The organism is Ruegeria sp. AF8 (assembly GCF_056541825.1).
Genome location: NZ_JBQFYW010000005.1, coordinates 1 through 15,556, shown reverse-complemented (window position 1 = coordinate 15,556; position 15,556 = coordinate 1). Strand labels below are relative to the sequence as shown.

Below are 15,556 nucleotides of genomic sequence, written 5' to 3'. Positions count from 1 at the left end.
CCTTAGAAGACGGTGCAGAGCACTTCGCCGCCAACATTGTTGGAGCGCGCGTTTGCGTCCGACATCACACCTTTCGGAGTGCTGACAATCGACACGCCCAGACCCTGACGGACCTGCGGGATGTCATTGACGCCCATGTACACGCGACGGCCGGGCTTCGAGACCCGCTTCAGCTCGCGAATGACAGGGGTGCCTTCGTAGTATTTCAGGCTGATTTCGATGGCCGGATGACCGTTCTCGCCGGTCGTCTTTTCATAGCCACGGATGTAACCTTCGTCCGCCAGCACGTCCAGAACCCAACCACGCAGCTTGGATGCGGGGGTGGAAACGGTGGACTTGCCGCGCATTTGCGCGTTGCGGATACGGGTGAGCATATCGCCGATAGGATCGTTCATATCACTCTCTCCCTTACCAGCTCGATTTCACCATGCCGGGGATCTGACCAGCAGAACCCAGCTCGCGCAGCGCAATACGGCTGACCTTCAGCTTACGGTAGTAAGCGTGGGGACGACCGGTCAGCTGACAGCGGTTGTGCAGACGGGTGGCCGAGCTGTTGCGCGGCAGTTTCGCCAGCTTCAGGCGCGCCTTGAAGCGCTCTTCCATCGGCTTGCTCTCGTCATTTGCGATCTCTTTCAGAGCCGCACGCTTTTCGGCGTATTGTGCCACCAGGCGTGCGCGCTTCTTCTCGCGTTCGATCATTGCTTTTTTAGCCATGTCTCAATCCTCCCGGCGCTTACGCGTTGAACGGCATGTTGAAAGCTTTCAACAGTGCCTTTGCTTCAGCGTCGGTTTTCGCTGTGGTGGCAATTACGATGTCCATGCCCCAGACTTCGTCAACCTTGTCAAAGTCGATTTCCGGGAACACGATGTGCTCTTTCATGCCCATGGCAAAGTTGCCACGACCATCGAAAGACGGCTTCACACCGCGGAAGTCACGAACGCGCGGCATTGCGATGGTGATCAGACGATCCAGGAATTCGTACATCCGGTCACCGCGCAGGGTCACTTTCGCACCCAGCGGCATTTCTTCACGGACGCGGAAACCCGCGATCGACTTCTTCGCCTTGGTCGCGACGGCCTGCTGGCCGGCGATTGCGGTCAGATCCTCGACAGCAGCTTTCGCTTTCTTCGAGTCCTTGACGGCCTCGGCACCACAGCCGATGTTCAGAACGATCTTTTCCAGCTTGGGCAGCTGCATGTCGTTCTTGTAGCCGAACTCTTCTTTCAGAGCGGCACGGATGGTTTCAGCGTACTGAGCTTTCAGACGCGGGGTATAGGTTGCGTTATCAAGCATCGATCACGTCCCCCGTGGTCTTGGCGAAACGAACCTTCTTGTCACCTTCCATGCGGAAGCCGACGCGGGTTGCTTTGCCGTTCTTGTCCAGCAGCGCCAGGTTCGACAGCTCGATCGGGTTTGCCTGAGGCAGGCGGCCACCCTGGTTGGTCTGCGACTGGCGGGTGTGGCGGATGGCGATGTTGATGCCGTCGACAACAGCTTTGCCGGCCTTAGGGTCGACCGAGGAAATGGTTCCCTCTTTGCCCTTGTCCTTGCCGGCCAGCACGACGACCTTGTCGCCTTTGCGGAGTTTAGCAGCCATGATTACAGCACCTCCGGAGCGAGCGAGATGATCTTCATGAAGTTCTTGGCGCGCAGCTCACGAACAACCGGGCCAAAGATACGGGTACCGACCGGCTCGTTGTTGTTGTTCAGGATGACGGCGGCGTTGCGATCGAAGCGGATCGCGGTGCCGTCTTCGCGGCGGACTTCCTTGGCGGTGCGTACGACGACGGCCTTGCGGACGTCACCTTTTTTCACGCGGCCGCGCGGGATGGCTTCCTTCACCGAGACGACAATGATGTCGCCGACGGAGGCGTATTTACGCTTGGAACCACCCAGGACCTTGATGCACTGAACTCGGCGTGCGCCGGAGTTGTCAGCGACATCCAGATTGGTCTGCATCTGGATCATGTGGTTTCTCCCGACCTGTGGGGGCTGGTCTTGTTAGATCCCCCAGGGTTTCGACAAATGGAAAAGTCCTGGCGGCTTACGCCTCCAGAACTTCCCAACGTTTCGTCTTCGATTTCGGCGCGCATTCGATGATGCGTACGGTATCGCCGACCTTGAAGGCGTTCTTTTCGTCATGAGCCCGGTATTTCTTGGACTTACGGACGGTTTTGTGCAGCAGCGGGTGCTTGAAGCGGCGCTCGACCAGCACGGTGATGGTCTGTTCGTTGGCGTCGCTGGTCACGGTGCCTTGCAGGATACGCTTGGGCATCTGATTACTCCTCGGATGCCGCGGCAGCGGCCTTTTCGTTCAGAATGGTTTTGACGCGGGCAGCATTGCGGCGGGCCGCTTTGATGCCGGCAGTGTTTTCCAGCTGACCGGTTGCCTGTTGAAAGCGCAGGTTGAAGCTTTCTTTCTTCAGGTTGGCCAGTTCCTCGCGGAGCTGGTCCGGGGTCTTGTCACGCAGTTCTTGGGCGTTCATCGCCTTTTCCTTTGCTCAAAACACCAGAAGGCCCCCTGACAGGGTCACCTTGGACCTGGTGGATGAATGATAGACATACGAATCCCCCGACTCGGCCGGGGGACACGCAGGATGCCGCCGTATAAGGGTTTAGGGGGTGGGTGGCAAGGGAAAGTTTGGAAAGACGGTATGTTTCAGAATTTGCTTGCCAATCGTTCTTTAGATCAACCCAAGCTGTCGTACAATCGTGGCGCTGTCATTGTAGTCCCGCCCTTCGGTGACCATGCCATCTTTCACCCGCATGACCGAACAATAGCGAACATGATATCTTATCCCGGTAGGTTCGAAATCCCCCGCTTTCGAAGAATTGGCGAACCACGCGTTCGGTTTCTTTCATGCTGCCCCCCCTCTGCCCGGAGGATCATATCATACCGGCGCGGATCTGGTTTGCGCTTTGCCACGCCCGGCCAACGCCCTTTTCGGGTTTCGTCATTGCCTGTTCCGCGCCGACCCGCTACCACAAAACCAGTTGAGATTTGAACCCGTATTGACGACCCTGCCATGCAGGTGACCGGGTATGAACAGATTGGCTAAAAGATTGGGGAAGTGAACGTGGTGACATTGCTGAAAGCGGTCGGAATGGTCGCGATGCTGTCGATTGTGGCGAGCTGCTCTCGCCCTCCCGAACTGATCGGCGTGGACAATCCCGAAATTCCGGCAGCCTCTGTGGCCAGCGCCAAAAAACACCAGATCTTCATTGCCTCCACACGGCAGGCGTCGGAGGTCGTAGGCGCGCTTTATTCAGACCAGCGCGCACCGGAACTGGGGCTTGCATCGGTCGAGGTGTCGATCCCGCCCATCCACGAAACCGGCAACCTTGAACGGGCCAAACGGTTGCCGCCGGACCCTCGAAAGGAATTCGCGATCATCGACCCCAAGATCTATGGCTCGGACGGGGCCTTTATTCGGGCCGTGAACGCGGAGCTTGCGAAGCTGCCCGCAGGCAGCCGCGATATCCTGTTCTTCGTGCACGGGTACAACAACACAACCAGCGATGCGGTTCTGCGCCTCGCGCAGTTTGTCGAGGATTCCGGCTATGAGGGCGTGCCGGTCCTGTTCGACTGGGCCTCGGCGGCGAAGCTGACGAAATATGTCTATGACCTGAACAGCGCGCTGATCGCCCGCCCGAAGATCGAGGAGATCAGCACCATCCTGTCGCGCACCAATGCCGATGGATTCGATGTATTCGCGCATTCCATGGGAGGGTTTCTGACCATGGAGGCGCTGGTGGATGCTGCAAAACGCGGAAGGTTGCAAAACGCATCAGCGCTGAAGGCTGTGGTTCTGGCCTCGCCCGATATCGACATGGACCTGTTCCGGATCCAGTTGCAGGAGATCGGCCCGCACGACAAGGAAATCTTTGTGCTGCTGTCGCAGGACGACAGCGCACTGAACTTCTCGCGGCGGCTGGCGGGCGGGGTACCTCGCGTCGGCGCGAGCAACAGCGCGGAACTGGCCGATCTGGGCGTTGTGGCGATCGACCTGACGGAAATCGACGATTCAACCTCGGGCAGCCATTCGAAATTCGCGGGGTCGCCGGAGATTGTTCAACTGCTTGGAACCGGGCTGAACAACCACGGCCGTTTCGACCGGGCGACGCGGGTTTCCAATCTGGGCGAGATGCTGGCCGGCATCCCTGTCGAGGTCGTGTTCGACTGAGGCCCGGTGTCAGTCCCAGCGATAGTTGAAGCTGACGCTGATCCGCTCCTCTTCCGCCATGTTCATCGGCACCTCGTGGCGTAGCCAGCTTTCCCACAGCAGGACATCGCCCACCTGCGGCTTTACATAGATGAACGGCTGCAATTCACGCCGCGCCTCCTTGTGGCGCATCGGGGCGGCCATCATGCGGCCTGATCGCGGGTCTTCCAGTTTCAGCGCACTGGCGCCTTCGGGCATGGACACATAGGTGGTGCCGGAAATCACCGAATGCGGATGCAGATGGCTGGCATGCATCCCGCCCTCTGGAAGAATGTTGATCCACAGATCCTCAAGCTTAAGTTCGCGGTCATCCAGATCAAACTCCAGATCCCTGGCGAAGGCCGCGACGTGCTGGTCCAGCACCTTGACCAGATCAGCAAAGATCGGGAACCGCCAGGGCAGATCGGTCAGCGAGGCATAGCTGGTATAGCCGGGATAGCCGTTTTCCTCGCACCATTCCTGCCCGGCCTCATCGTCCTCGGCGATGACAAGACAGGAGCTTTCCAACTCTTCCGGGTCGATTTCGGGAACGAACTCGGACAAAGCTGCGCGGTAGAGACGGGTAACGAAGAGGGATTCAATCTGTGCCATAGGCCGGGAATAACCCAGCCTTTTTGCCATGACCAGCCAATGTTGCCAGGATCACATCTTAATTGGGCCTTTGCCACAACGCGGAATAGGGCGACCGCCGTCGGCATAAGCAAGGCATAGTACGATTTCGTCCGGCTTCGGAGCGTCGGGGACACTCAATGTCATCGTGTCAAAATGGTCAAACGACCACGGGTTATCCTTATGACCAAGAGGTAAGTCGATTGCACACCCCGGCGCACCCAATTTGGCGTTGGAGGGGATTACGGCCTCGCCCCCACCGGTCGCCGCGCGCATCGGAGCTCCAAGCCTGGGGTGAATCACCGCGCCACCCTGCTCCAAATCACCGTTCAAGCCAACAATCGCGGCCTTCCCGTAAGAGATCGGAGCGCCGCTCAATTGAGCGATTGCTTCGGCGGCGAGGCCCTCACCCAAATCGCCACCGACCTCAAACAACTCTGACAAGTCTTCTGCGAATCTCCCGGCCAATGGATTCCGAAATACCGCCATTGCAGCCACACGGACAATTGGCGCGCATGCCTGACCCATCTGGTCTGAAGTGATAACTTCTTTGATGAAAACCTTCTTACGCAGCTGGACCATGGCGCTCCCCTTTGGATGTCCAGCAGCCTAGAGGTGTACCCGATACGCGTCGATCCCATTTTCACCATCAAGGTTTTCCAGTGGCGCAGAAAAAACCCCGCCGGTTTCCCGACGGGGCCAATCTTGTCACGAGCGGGGCCGAGGCCCCAATCGCTTACCAGTCTTCGCGAACCACGATACGGGTCTTGATCGGCAGCTTCATCGCGGCCAGGCGCAGGGCCTCGCGGGCGATGTCGTCGTTGACGCCGTCGATCTCGAACATCACGCGACCGGGCTTGACCTTGGCCGCCCAGAAGTCGACGGAGCCTTTACCTTTACCCATACGGACTTCGGTCGGCTTCGAGGTCACGGGAGTATCCGGGAAGATCCGGATCCAGACGCGGCCCTGACGTTTCATGTGACGTGTCATGGCACGACGTGCAGCTTCGATCTGGCGCGCGGTGACGCGCTCGGGCTGCAGTGCTTTCAGACCGTAGGTGCCAAAGTTCAGATCAGAGCCGCCCTTGGCTTCGCCCTTGATCCGGCCTTTGTGCATCTTGCGGAATTTTGTACGCTTTGGTTGAAGCATATCTTTCCCTCCTTAGCGACGACCGCCACCAGCACCACGGGGTGCAGGGCCGTCCTGGAGTTCCTGTGCTTTACGGTCACGTGCCTGCGGATCGTGCTCCATGATCTCACCTTTGAAGATCCAGACCTTGATCCCGATGATCCCGTAAGGGGTCGAGGCTTCGGCAAGTGCGTAATCGATGTCGGCGCGCAGAGTGTGCAGAGGCACGCGGCCTTCGCGGTACCATTCGGTCCGTGCGATTTCGGCACCGCCCAGACGGCCCGCGACGTTCACCCGGATACCCAGGGCGCCCATGCGCATGGCGTTCTGCACGGCCCGCTTCATCGCGCGGCGGAAAGAAACCCGGCGCTCCAGCTGCTGAGCGATCGACTCGGCAACCAGTTGCGCGTCAAGCTCGGGCTTGCGCACTTCGACGATGTTGAGGTGCAGTTCGCTGTCGGTCATGGCGGCAAGCTTCTTGCGCAGAACTTCGATATCCGCACCTTTCTTGCCGATGATGACACCGGGACGTGCAGTGTGGATCGTCACGCGGCACTTCTTGTGCGGACGCTCGATGATCACACGGGCAACACCGGCCTGCTTGCATTCTTTCTGGATGAACTCACGGATCTTGAGGTCTTCGAGCAGCAGGTCACCATAATCTTTGGTGTCTGCGTACCAGCGGCTGTCCCAGGTGCGGTTGACCTGCAGGCGCATGCCAATCGGATTTACTTTATGACCCATTAGGCTTGCTCCTCAACTTGACGCACCTTGATGGTGATCTCCGAGAACGGCTTCATGATCTTGCCGAAACGGCCACGGGCCCGCGGACGGCCGCGTTTCATGACCAGATTCTTGCCAACCCAGGCTTCTGCGACGATCAGCTCGTCCACGTCCAGGTTGTGGTTGTTCTCGGCGTTGGCGATTGCGGATTGCAGGCACTTCTTCACGTCCTGCGCGATACGCTTGTTCGAGAAAGTGAGGTCGGTCAGAGCCTTCTCGACTTTCTTGCCGCGGATCATCTGCGCAACCAGGTTCAGTTTCTGCGGGCTGGTGCGAAGCATGCGGGTTTTCGCCATTGCTTCGTTTTCGGCCACGCGGCGGGGGTTCTTTTCCTTGCCCATGACTTACTTCCGCTTCGCTTTTTTGTCTGCGGCGTGACCGTAATAGGTCCGGGTCGGCGAGTACTCACCGAACTTCTGACCGATCATGTCTTCCGAGACGTTGACGGGGATATGCTTCTGGCCGTTGTACACACCAAAGGTCAGACCCACGAACTGGGGCAGAATGGTGGAACGACGCGACCAGATTTTGATGACTTCGTTGCGGCCCGACTCGCGCGCTGCTTCGGCTTTTTTCAGCACGTAAGCATCGACGAAAGGACCCTTCCAAACAGAGCGAGACATGGATTAACGTCCCTTCTTCTTGGCGTGCCGCGAGCGGATGATCAGCTTCTGGGACGCTTTGTTCTTGTTGCGGGTACGCTTACCCTTGGTGTCCTTACCCCACGGAGTAACCGGCGTACGGCCACCCGAGGTACGACCTTCACCACCACCGTGCGGGTGATCGATCGGGTTCATTGCAACACCACGAACCGACGGACGCACGCCCTTGTGGCGCATACGACCGGCTTTACCGAGGTTTTGGTTGCTGTTGTCGGGGTTGGACACGGCACCAACGGTGGCCATGCATTCCTGACGGACCATGCGCAGCTCGCCCGAGCTCAGACGGATCTGAGCGTAGCCGCCATCGCGACCAACGAACTGAGCGTAAGTACCGGCCGCACGTGCGATCTGACCGCCTTTGCCAGGCTTCATCTCGATGTTGTGGATGATGGTACCGATGGGCATGCCCGAGAACGGCATTGCGTTGCCCGGCTTGATGTCGGCCTTGGCGGATGCCACAACCTTGTCACCAACAGCCAGACGCTGCGGAGCCAGGATATATGCCTGCTCGCCGTCTTCGTATTTTACCAGTGCGATGAATGCGGTCCGGTTCGGGTCGTATTCGATCCGCTCGACGGTTGCCGCGACATCAAATTTGTTCCGTTTGAAGTCAACGATCCGGTAGAGACGCTTTGCGCCACCGCCGCGGCGGCGTGAAGTGATCCGTCCGGTGTTGTTCCGGCCGCCCGATTTGGTCAAACCCTCAGTGAGAGACTTGACCGGACGTCCTTTCCAAAGCTCCGAACGGTCGATCAGCACCAGCCCGCGCTGGCCCGGCGTCGTCGGCTTGTACGACTTGAGTGCCATGCTTTCTGTCTTCCGTTTAGCAAGTGCGAGGGGTTCCCCCGCTATGTGATAGGCCCCCGTAGGTGCCAAGGGTATAGGGCCCCGAAGGTCCCCGGTTACAAATATCAGAGGCCCCGGAACGAATCCGAGGCCGCAAGATTGGGAGCATGTAACAGGGTTGGGGGTGGGTGTCTATAGGGGATTGAAGCAGAAACTTCGTTGTTCCCCTTTACCCCTCAAGCCCTCAAGCCCTCAAGAACCTTTAGGCTTCTTTGCCTTTGCCATCACCTTCGACAAAGTTCATTTTTAGGGTGCCAAGTCGCACCTCTATATCATTGTCCAAGTACGCTCTCACCTTAATCCTCCCCTTTTCATTCACCGGAAGTGGTGACCAGTGAAGAGGAAACGTCATAGAGAGGACTTTGTCCTCTGGGCGTTCATTTTCAGTCCCAGCAAATGCATTCTTTCGCTGTTCGTCCGTAATCTCAATTTCAGTGCTAAAAATCTCATCCCGAGAACTCTCAAGTTCAAGGTAGACACAGAGTTTAATAGTATTGATCTCGACATTTATCGGTACCCTCAAATTAACAAGAGCACCAAAGTTGGGCAGCAAACCTGGAGCCGGTCCAGAGAAGTTCATTTCGCCGGTGTAGCACCCGACCAACGTCAGCTTGCCATTAGTTTCGTACCTAATGTCATCGCAGAAGACTGTCGTGCCATATGCTTCTGAATTCACGACGCCGCACTTTCAATTCTAAACGTCGATCCGGAGACGAGGTTTCCAGTTGGAGAGTTTTGTGCATCTTGCCGCAAGTCGATCACATTTGAAGTCGCCTCAGTAGAGTTTGTCTTTTCCCGACGATCTTTCTCGACGAACTCAAGGTCGATTTCCTTGTCAAACGCATAAGCAAACTCTGCAATCGATCTAGCAGTCAAGTTCGCACTACCTTTTAAACGTCGATTTACCACCGACCGATCGACTCCCAGCACTTCAGCGACTTCTTGCTGTGTCATGCCTGATGCAACTAACTCAGCTTGCAATTTCTTCTGGAGCTGAGAAATAAATTTGGCTGCTTTGCGTGATTTAGGGTCAATCTTTAGTTGATATGACATCACTATACTCCTTGCTCTGGCAGCACTTCGGCTCGTCCAAATCGATTTCATGTCGAACGTACGATGTTTGAGCTACGTACCTACTGTAAAGATCAAGCAATTTGATTTGATCCGCGTTGTCACCGTAACAACAGATAAAGGCGTCTTTTTGCGGCACCCAACCAAATATTCGTATGTCATCCGTTTTTATCTCCCAAACATACTGTTCAGGATTGAAGTTTAGTTTTTTGAAGCGGCGATCCGTAGAGAACTCGTCGCCGGAAACAAATTCGTGAAAAACTGCGAACACCTGTTCGATTGGCAACAAACTTGAATAAAGCTCATTGTGGTCCATGACCGGAAGGACAGCGTCAAGCCATTCAACAAATTCAGGCGTTGCATATAGCGTTCTCCAAGGTTGCTCATCATCTTCTAGCGGATCAATTTTTATCAGTAGACCCGACTCACATAACTCTAACAGTGTTGCCATATATATCAACAAGTGGTTTCTACAAGTTAAATTTGCTAGACGACTATCGCGCAACGGGTGGCTAAACAAGCCAATACAATCAAACTTGCTATCCTCTTGAGTTAGGCACCAACAAAAAACCCCCGCTTTCGCGGGGGCCTTTATCTTTCTCCAAAGACGTTCCGATCAGAGACCGGTGCTCACGTCGATGGTGTTACCCTCTTCCAGGGTCACATATGCTTTTTTGACGTCTTTCCGACGGCCCAGCTGGCCGCGGAACCGCTTTACCTTGCCTTTGGTCACGGTGGTGTTCACCGCTTTCACCTTCACACCAAACAGCGCCTCAACGGCCTCTTTGATCTGCGGCTTGTTGCTGTCGATCGCCACTTCAAAGACAACCGCGCCGTTCTCAGAGGCCATGGTCGACTTTTCGGTGATGATCGGCTTGCGGATCACGTCGTAGTGTTCTGCCTTCGCGCTCATTTCAGACGAGCCTCCAGTGCTTCGACAGCCGCTTTGGTGAGCACCAGGGTGTCACGCTTGAGGATGTCATAAACGTTTGCACCCATCGACGGCAGGATATCCAGACCTTCGATGTTGCGCGACGCCTTCAGGAAACCTTCGTTCACGGTCGCGCCGTCGATGACCAGAGCGCGTTTCCAGCCCAGGTTTGCAACCTGTTTGGCCAGTGCGGCGGTCTTGCCTTCGGCTTCGGCGTTCTCGATCACGACCAGTTCACCTGCCTTGGCTTTCGCCGACAGAGCGTGGCGCAGGCCAAGCTTGCGGAACTTTTTCGGCAGGTCGTGGCCGTGCGAACGCGGGGTCGGGCCCTTGTAGATACCACCCTTGCGGAAGATCGGCGCGTTGCGGTCACCATGGCGAGCGCCACCGGTGCCCTTCTGGCGATAGATCTTCTTGGTCGAGTAGCTGGTTTCCGAGCGGGTCTTGACCTTGTGGGTGCCGGCCTGCGCGTTGTTGCGCTGCCAACGGACCACACGGTGCAGGATGTCCGCGCGCGGCTCGAGGCCGAACAGGTCCGCATCCAGCTCGATGTCGCCGGCCTTGCCGCCGTCCAGTTTGATTACATCAAGTTTCATGCTTCACCACCTTCCGCGGGCGCTTCTTCCGCAGGTGCTTCGGTTGCAGCCGATTTCACAGCAGCCGGGAAAGGCAGGCCTTCCGGTGCTTTCTTCTTGACGGCGTCCTTGACGGTAACCCAGCCCGATTTCGGTCCGGGAACGGCGCCTTTGATGAAGACCAGACCACGGTCGGCGTCGGTTTTGACAACCTCGAGGTTCTGGGTGGTGACACGGGCAGCACCCATGTGACCGGCCATCTTCTTGCCTTTGAACACCTTGCCCGGGTCCTGACACTGACCCGTTGAGCCGTGCGAACGGTGGCTGATCGAAACACCGTGCGAGGCGCGCAGACCACCGAAGTTCCAGCGCTTCATCGCACCGGCAAAGCCTTTACCGATCGAGGTGCCCGAAACGTCAACTTTCTGACCTTCCAGGAAGTGTTCCGCCGAAATCTCGGCGCCCACTTCGATCAGCGCGTCTTCGGAGACGCGGAACTCGGCCAGCTTGCGCTTGGGCTCGACCTTGGCAGCGGCATAGTGACCGCGCATGGCCTTGGAGGTGCGTTTTGCCTTGGCGGCACCGGCGCCCAGCTGAACGGCGGTGTAGCCGTCTTTCTCAGCGGTACGCTGTGCAACGACCTGCAGGTTGTCCAGGTGAAGAACGGTCACAGGGATCTGCTTGCCGTCTTCCATGAACAGGCGGGTCATGCCAACTTTTTTTGCGATAATACCAGAGCGCATAATCTATACCCTCCGATCTTACGACTGCAGCTTGATCTCGACGTCCACACCAGCAGCGAGGTCGAGCTTCATCAGCGCGTCAACGGTCTGGGGGGTCGGATCAACGATGTCGAGCAGACGCTTGTGCGTGCGGATCTCGAACTGGTCGCGGGATTTCTTGTCAACGTGAGGGCCACGGAGAACCGTGAACTTCTCGATCTTGTTCGGCAGCGGGATCGGGCCGCGCACGTTCGCGCCGGTCCGCTTGGCAGTGTTGACGATCTCTTGCGTGCTGGCATCCAGAACGCGATAGTCAAATGCCTTCAGCCGAATACGGATATTTTGGCTTTGCATAATAACAGCCTTTTATCAGGCGTTGGGGTTGAGAGGAGGACAGACGCGCATCGCCAACCCTCTTCGAACCCAAAAGGCGGGAATCAACCCGCCTTGACGTTCTTGCTGAGAACTCGCGCGCTATACAGGGGGTTGGGAGCTGTGGCAACCCTAAAATGTTTTGCCCAATCTGGTGAAAACGACGCCGGGCGCGGCCATTCTTTGACCCCGTTTCCGGTCATCTACCGAGCAGTTTGCCTGTTGTGCCCGATCTTCAGCCCGGCGGCGGTGTACTGGCCTTTGACGCCTGCAGTCGGGGTCTGGCCCAGCCTGTCCTGATTGCCGAACGTAGTTTTCCAATCGGGCGTTCAAATATCGATGCGAAGACCAATCCGGCAGCCACTGACCCAGACAGGAGGAGCGCGTCTCGCCCGGGCATATCCGGCAGGAAGGCATCCAAAAGATGCAGCGTGGGATAATGAACGACGTAAATCGAAAAACTTGCACCCGCGAGCCACCTGAGCATCTGAAACTGACCCTGCCTGCCAGCATAGACAGCGGACATGCCGACAAGGTGGCAGACCGTAAATACACCAATCAGGAAATTCCAGATGAACTCATCTGAAAATCCAAGCAGTGACCGCGCGTCCTGCACGTGCAACGTATCCGCAGTGGCCGCCGCAAGAACCTGTGGAACGCCGGTGAGCTGGCACGTCAGGTACCCCAAAGGTCCAACAACGGCCAATATGAACCCCGCATACCGCGTAATTCGCCGGGGGCCGCCTGAGCGCAACCAATACCAGAAACCCACCCCAAGCAACCAGGCTGGCATCAGGAGCAAGACATCGAGGCCAAATACCAACGCACCCAACATCAGCATAGCCAGTCTGGACGGACCACGCAGGAAGAACGCAACTCCGAACAGGGCATAATACGCCGCCTCATAGCTAAGCGACCATAGCGGCCCATTGGTGCCAAGCCGCGTACGACCAAACAGCGACCACTCGTTTGAAAAACTCAGGCCCCTGACGAGAAAATCGACCACCGAATGAGCCTGATAGAATTTCGAGGGATACGCGGACGGGTCTTTGTGCATCCCCACAGCATCAAACGCCATCGTCAGAATGAGCGCCGGGAGAATGACGGACCAAAGCCTTGTCAGACGATTGAACACAAAACGCCCTGGCTTTGCGTCGCGCTCGGCGGCATAGGCGATAACGCATCCTGAAATCACGAAGAAAACGATGACCGCGTCACTTCCAAGGTTCCAGTCGCGAAAAAACGCATATCTGGTTTCAGTGAAGCGCGGGTAGGCCCAATGTGACAAGACAACCACTATGGTCGCCACGGCGCGCAAAACATCCAGCCATATTGATACGCCTCTGGTCACTTTGCCGGGTCCGCCGGTTCTTTTGCGGGTGCGCGGCGCACAGGCTGTATCCCGGTCGCCTCCTCAAGGCTCTCGAAAAACGGCTTGAACAGTGCATCTCGCAATGTGACATGGGGTTGCTCGATTGCATTCCCCTGGGCGTCAGCCAGACCGAACTCAAGCTTTTCCTGTGCTTTCGGAATATAGAGCGTGCCGAACATCCAGTCCCAAAAGGCAAAAACCTCACCGTAGTTTTTGTTGTGGTGCTTGACCGCACGTGAGTGGTGAATTTGATGCTGGGCCGGCGAAATCAATATGTGTTCCATCACCCGGCCATAGCTGAGCCAGACATGGCTGTGACGGAGATTGGCCCCAAACAGGTTGAACAAAAAGTACCCGGCATTCGCGCCCCCGATCGTCAGCAGATCAATCTGTCCGATGAGCAAATAGAGCATCAGAGCCTGCACCAGTCCCAGCACGACGCTGTAAATCAGGTTTCGGATGACCAGAAAAACCGGGTGGTTTCGCGTGGCCGTCAGTGGCGTCATCACCTCGGCTGAATGATGTAATGCGTGAAACGGCCAGAGAAGCTTGTATTCATGGTGGATATAATGCGCCCAGTATTTACAGAAATCCATGGACAAGATCATGATGACCGTTGCCAGCGCGCTCCGCCCCCAGGACACTTGAATTGGCCGCAACTGGGCGGTGTTGAAACTCACCAATGCCTCCAGAAAATTGTGGGTTACAACCGGAGTCAACAACACGGCGCCAAACACACCGAATGCGCCGAGACATGCGTTCACGACGAAGATCTGGATATCGATCAAGTTGGACCTATGCCGGTAAACTTCCCTGGGCAGCAGGAACCGAAGGAAGCCCGACGGTCTGCCGCGAAGCAGCCAGATCGCATAAACCATCAGGATCGTTACAAAAAGATAAGAAATGGCCAGGCGGGATTCCCACCCCCAGAATGTCAATCGAAATTGGGCGAAAATGCTGGCGGCCCAATCCATACTCTTCTCCAACTCTGTTTCTGATTCAGAACTAATTTAAGAATGTGGAAATTGAATGGCAGTTTTCGTCACCAATTGCGGCCCGTTTCCGAACAGGACCCTTGCACCTCATTTGGAGCGGTCAACGTCATGTTCTTCAAGAATAAGATGTCAACCGATGGCAAAACTGCCTGCCTTGGCGGGATCAGACCCAGAACGTCAGCGCCAGCGGCAGGACAAGCACGGACACCACTGTCGAGACCAGAATGAAGCCCGCCACATCCGGCGCTTCATCGGGCAGGTACTGATCGGCGAACAGGTAATTCGCAACCGATGATGGCATCAGACAGCACAGGATGACTACCCCGCGTTCGGTACCGGTCAGTCCCAGAATCCGCACTACGCTCAGCGCCACTGCGACGGCTATGACTAGATGCACGGAAGCCAGCAAGACCGACTGCCCCAGCTTGCCGATCCTGAAAGTGGCCAGGGTGTGTCCCATCGTCAGCAACAGCAACGGGATTGCCAGCCCACCAAGAATATCCAGGCTCGAAGCCAGTGGTTTGGGTAATGCTGTATCGGTCACGACGAGGGCCAGCGCGACGAATGCCGCATAGATCACCGGCGATGCCAATACGGTTTTCAGGGAAATCCTGCGCGAGGGTATCCAGATACCGACCGAGAACATGCTGAGCAGGACAACCACGACGAAGCCCATCGTATAGGCCATCCCGGTACCCCCGAAGGTGAGCAATGTTATGGGCAGACCGACAGAGCCTACATTGCCATGCATGAAGGGTCCGAGAAACGCGGGAACTGAAATTTTCAAAAATTTGAATGCGACAAAGCTCAGGATGCCAAATCCCACGACCGTCAGAGCCGCCGCCCCGATGACATTCAAAAAAACGGCGGCGTCGATCCTGGCGGTGGTGATGTGCGAAATGACCAATGTGGGAAAGCCGACCCGCGAAATCAGCTCTCCGATCACCTTGTTGTCGAACGGCGCCTTGATGATGGCAAGCCAATAACCCAGGCCGATACAGATCAGAACCGGCAGGACAATATTGAAGACATTCAGAAAGATATGCTCAAGATGCGTGGCCAGGGCGCAAGATTTCCTCAGCTTGTAACTCTTTGACAAAGTGAGGATTTGATGCGCGTTTGGCAAGTCTTGTGTCCGTCGGAGCGGTCACCCCGCGTCGCGCAAAAGGACAGCCCCGGCTAGGCCACGGCCTTTCTTTTTCCCAACTATGCGGGGTTTTTGGAGGGATTATTCATCGAATAGTCTCTGGCCACCTGTCCCGGGC

General features: G+C 56.7%; 25 protein-coding genes. 1 reads left to right on the top strand and 24 read right to left on the bottom strand.

Annotated elements, in window-relative coordinates; translation table 11 throughout:
- Positions 1-2 precede the first annotated feature (2 nt).
- The 7 genes from rpsH to rpmC all read right to left on the bottom strand — a co-directional run bounded on the left by rpsH (position 3) and on the right by rpmC (position 2,487).
- Positions 3-395 (bottom strand): 30S ribosomal protein S8, encoded by a 393-nt coding sequence (rpsH, locus tag ACR0AO_RS10680; RefSeq protein ID WP_068340741.1) that lies wholly within the window; start codon positions 393-395, stop codon positions 3-5.
- A 13-nt stretch (positions 396-408) separates the two neighbouring features.
- Positions 409-714, bottom strand: a complete 306-nt coding sequence (gene rpsN / locus ACR0AO_RS10675; RefSeq protein WP_093965360.1) for a 30S ribosomal protein S14 — start codon at positions 712-714, stop codon at positions 409-411.
- Positions 715-733: 19 nt separating this feature from the next.
- Positions 734-1,294, bottom strand: a complete 561-nt coding sequence (gene rplE / locus ACR0AO_RS10670) for a 50S ribosomal protein L5 (protein ID WP_480603208.1) — start codon at positions 1,292-1,294, stop codon at positions 734-736.
- Positions 1,287-1,598, bottom strand: coding sequence for a 50S ribosomal protein L24 (rplX, locus tag ACR0AO_RS10665; protein WP_480603207.1), 312 nt, complete (start codon positions 1,596-1,598; stop codon positions 1,287-1,289). Before rplX ends, rplE begins: the two co-directional genes overlap by 8 nt.
- A gap of 2 nt (positions 1,599-1,600) precedes the next feature.
- Complete coding sequence (gene rplN, locus ACR0AO_RS10660; protein WP_005621870.1) at positions 1,601-1,969, bottom strand: 50S ribosomal protein L14; 369 nt, start codon at positions 1,967-1,969, stop codon at positions 1,601-1,603.
- Positions 1,970-2,045: 76 nt separating this feature from the next.
- A complete protein-coding gene (gene rpsQ, locus ACR0AO_RS10655) occupies positions 2,046-2,276 on the bottom strand; it encodes a 30S ribosomal protein S17 (RefSeq protein ID WP_480603205.1) in 231 nt (76 codons plus the stop codon).
- 4 nt (positions 2,277-2,280) lie between these two features.
- On the bottom strand, positions 2,281-2,487 hold the full coding sequence (rpmC, locus tag ACR0AO_RS10650) for a 50S ribosomal protein L29 (protein ID WP_010437082.1): 207 nt from the start codon (positions 2,485-2,487) through the stop codon (positions 2,281-2,283).
- Between the two features lie 594 nt (positions 2,488-3,081).
- On the opposite strand from rpmC, the gene ACR0AO_RS10645 reads away from it, so the two are divergent.
- Positions 3,082-4,185: an alpha/beta hydrolase gene (locus tag ACR0AO_RS10645; protein ID WP_480603203.1), complete on the top strand. Its 1,104-nt coding sequence runs from the start codon at positions 3,082-3,084 to the stop codon at positions 4,183-4,185.
- 9 nt (positions 4,186-4,194) lie between these two features.
- Here the strand turns inward: ACR0AO_RS10645 and ACR0AO_RS10640 are convergent, their stop codons facing one another.
- The 17 genes from ACR0AO_RS10640 to ACR0AO_RS10560 all read right to left on the bottom strand — a co-directional run bounded on the left by ACR0AO_RS10640 (position 4,195) and on the right by ACR0AO_RS10560 (position 15,417).
- Entirely contained in the window at positions 4,195-4,815 is a 621-nt protein-coding gene (locus tag ACR0AO_RS10640; RefSeq protein WP_480603201.1) for a 2OG-Fe(II) oxygenase family protein, read from the bottom strand.
- Between the two features lie 51 nt (positions 4,816-4,866).
- Positions 4,867-5,415, bottom strand: coding sequence for an amino acid synthesis family protein (locus tag ACR0AO_RS10635; RefSeq protein ID WP_480603200.1), 549 nt, complete (start codon positions 5,413-5,415; stop codon positions 4,867-4,869).
- A gap of 154 nt (positions 5,416-5,569) precedes the next feature.
- The gene (gene rplP, locus ACR0AO_RS10630) at positions 5,570-5,983 is read right to left on the bottom strand and encodes a 50S ribosomal protein L16 (protein ID WP_480603198.1); all 414 of its coding nucleotides are present in this window, start codon (positions 5,981-5,983) and stop codon (positions 5,570-5,572) included.
- 12 nt (positions 5,984-5,995) lie between these two features.
- A complete protein-coding gene (gene rpsC / locus ACR0AO_RS10625; protein ID WP_480603196.1) occupies positions 5,996-6,706 on the bottom strand; it encodes a 30S ribosomal protein S3 in 711 nt (236 codons plus the stop codon).
- On the bottom strand, positions 6,706-7,086 hold the full coding sequence (gene rplV / locus ACR0AO_RS10620; RefSeq protein WP_120633916.1) for a 50S ribosomal protein L22: 381 nt from the start codon (positions 7,084-7,086) through the stop codon (positions 6,706-6,708). Before rplV ends, rpsC begins: the two co-directional genes overlap by 1 nt.
- Before the next feature lie 3 nt (positions 7,087-7,089).
- Positions 7,090-7,368, bottom strand: coding sequence for a 30S ribosomal protein S19 (gene rpsS / locus ACR0AO_RS10615; RefSeq protein WP_005980699.1), 279 nt, complete (start codon positions 7,366-7,368; stop codon positions 7,090-7,092).
- Positions 7,369-7,371: 3 nt separating this feature from the next.
- On the bottom strand, positions 7,372-8,214 hold the full coding sequence (gene rplB / locus ACR0AO_RS10610; RefSeq protein ID WP_037311765.1) for a 50S ribosomal protein L2: 843 nt from the start codon (positions 8,212-8,214) through the stop codon (positions 7,372-7,374).
- A 241-nt stretch (positions 8,215-8,455) separates the two neighbouring features.
- The gene (locus ACR0AO_RS10605; RefSeq protein ID WP_480603194.1) at positions 8,456-8,929 is read right to left on the bottom strand and encodes a hypothetical protein; all 474 of its coding nucleotides are present in this window, start codon (positions 8,927-8,929) and stop codon (positions 8,456-8,458) included.
- Positions 8,926-9,306, bottom strand: coding sequence for a helix-turn-helix domain-containing protein (locus ACR0AO_RS10600; protein WP_480603192.1), 381 nt, complete (start codon positions 9,304-9,306; stop codon positions 8,926-8,928). The genes ACR0AO_RS10605 and ACR0AO_RS10600 overlap by 4 nt, the downstream gene beginning before the upstream one ends.
- Positions 9,284-9,775, bottom strand: coding sequence for a hypothetical protein (locus tag ACR0AO_RS10595; RefSeq protein WP_480603190.1), 492 nt, complete (start codon positions 9,773-9,775; stop codon positions 9,284-9,286). The genes ACR0AO_RS10600 and ACR0AO_RS10595 overlap by 23 nt, the downstream gene beginning before the upstream one ends.
- A gap of 165 nt (positions 9,776-9,940) precedes the next feature.
- Positions 9,941-10,237 (bottom strand): 50S ribosomal protein L23, encoded by a 297-nt coding sequence (locus tag ACR0AO_RS10590; RefSeq protein ID WP_008757532.1) that lies wholly within the window; start codon positions 10,235-10,237, stop codon positions 9,941-9,943.
- Complete coding sequence (gene rplD, locus ACR0AO_RS10585; protein WP_171638100.1) at positions 10,234-10,851, bottom strand: 50S ribosomal protein L4; 618 nt, start codon at positions 10,849-10,851, stop codon at positions 10,234-10,236. Before rplD ends, ACR0AO_RS10590 begins: the two co-directional genes overlap by 4 nt.
- The gene (gene rplC / locus ACR0AO_RS10580) at positions 10,848-11,573 is read right to left on the bottom strand and encodes a 50S ribosomal protein L3 (RefSeq protein ID WP_480603189.1); all 726 of its coding nucleotides are present in this window, start codon (positions 11,571-11,573) and stop codon (positions 10,848-10,850) included. The genes rplD and rplC overlap by 4 nt, the downstream gene beginning before the upstream one ends.
- A gap of 18 nt (positions 11,574-11,591) precedes the next feature.
- Positions 11,592-11,906 (bottom strand): 30S ribosomal protein S10, encoded by a 315-nt coding sequence (gene rpsJ / locus ACR0AO_RS10575; RefSeq protein ID WP_008756422.1) that lies wholly within the window; start codon positions 11,904-11,906, stop codon positions 11,592-11,594.
- Between the two features lie 253 nt (positions 11,907-12,159).
- Positions 12,160-13,275, bottom strand: a complete 1,116-nt coding sequence (locus ACR0AO_RS10570) for an acyltransferase family protein (RefSeq protein ID WP_480603187.1) — start codon at positions 13,273-13,275, stop codon at positions 12,160-12,162.
- Entirely contained in the window at positions 13,272-14,270 is a 999-nt protein-coding gene (locus ACR0AO_RS10565) for a sterol desaturase family protein (protein WP_480603185.1), read from the bottom strand. The genes ACR0AO_RS10570 and ACR0AO_RS10565 overlap by 4 nt, the downstream gene beginning before the upstream one ends.
- A gap of 184 nt (positions 14,271-14,454) precedes the next feature.
- Positions 14,455-15,417 carry an AEC family transporter gene (locus ACR0AO_RS10560; RefSeq protein ID WP_480603183.1) on the bottom strand — a complete coding sequence of 321 codons (963 nt, stop codon included), beginning with the start codon at positions 15,415-15,417 and terminating at the stop codon, positions 14,455-14,457.
- Between the last annotated feature and the right edge of the window lie 139 nt (positions 15,418-15,556).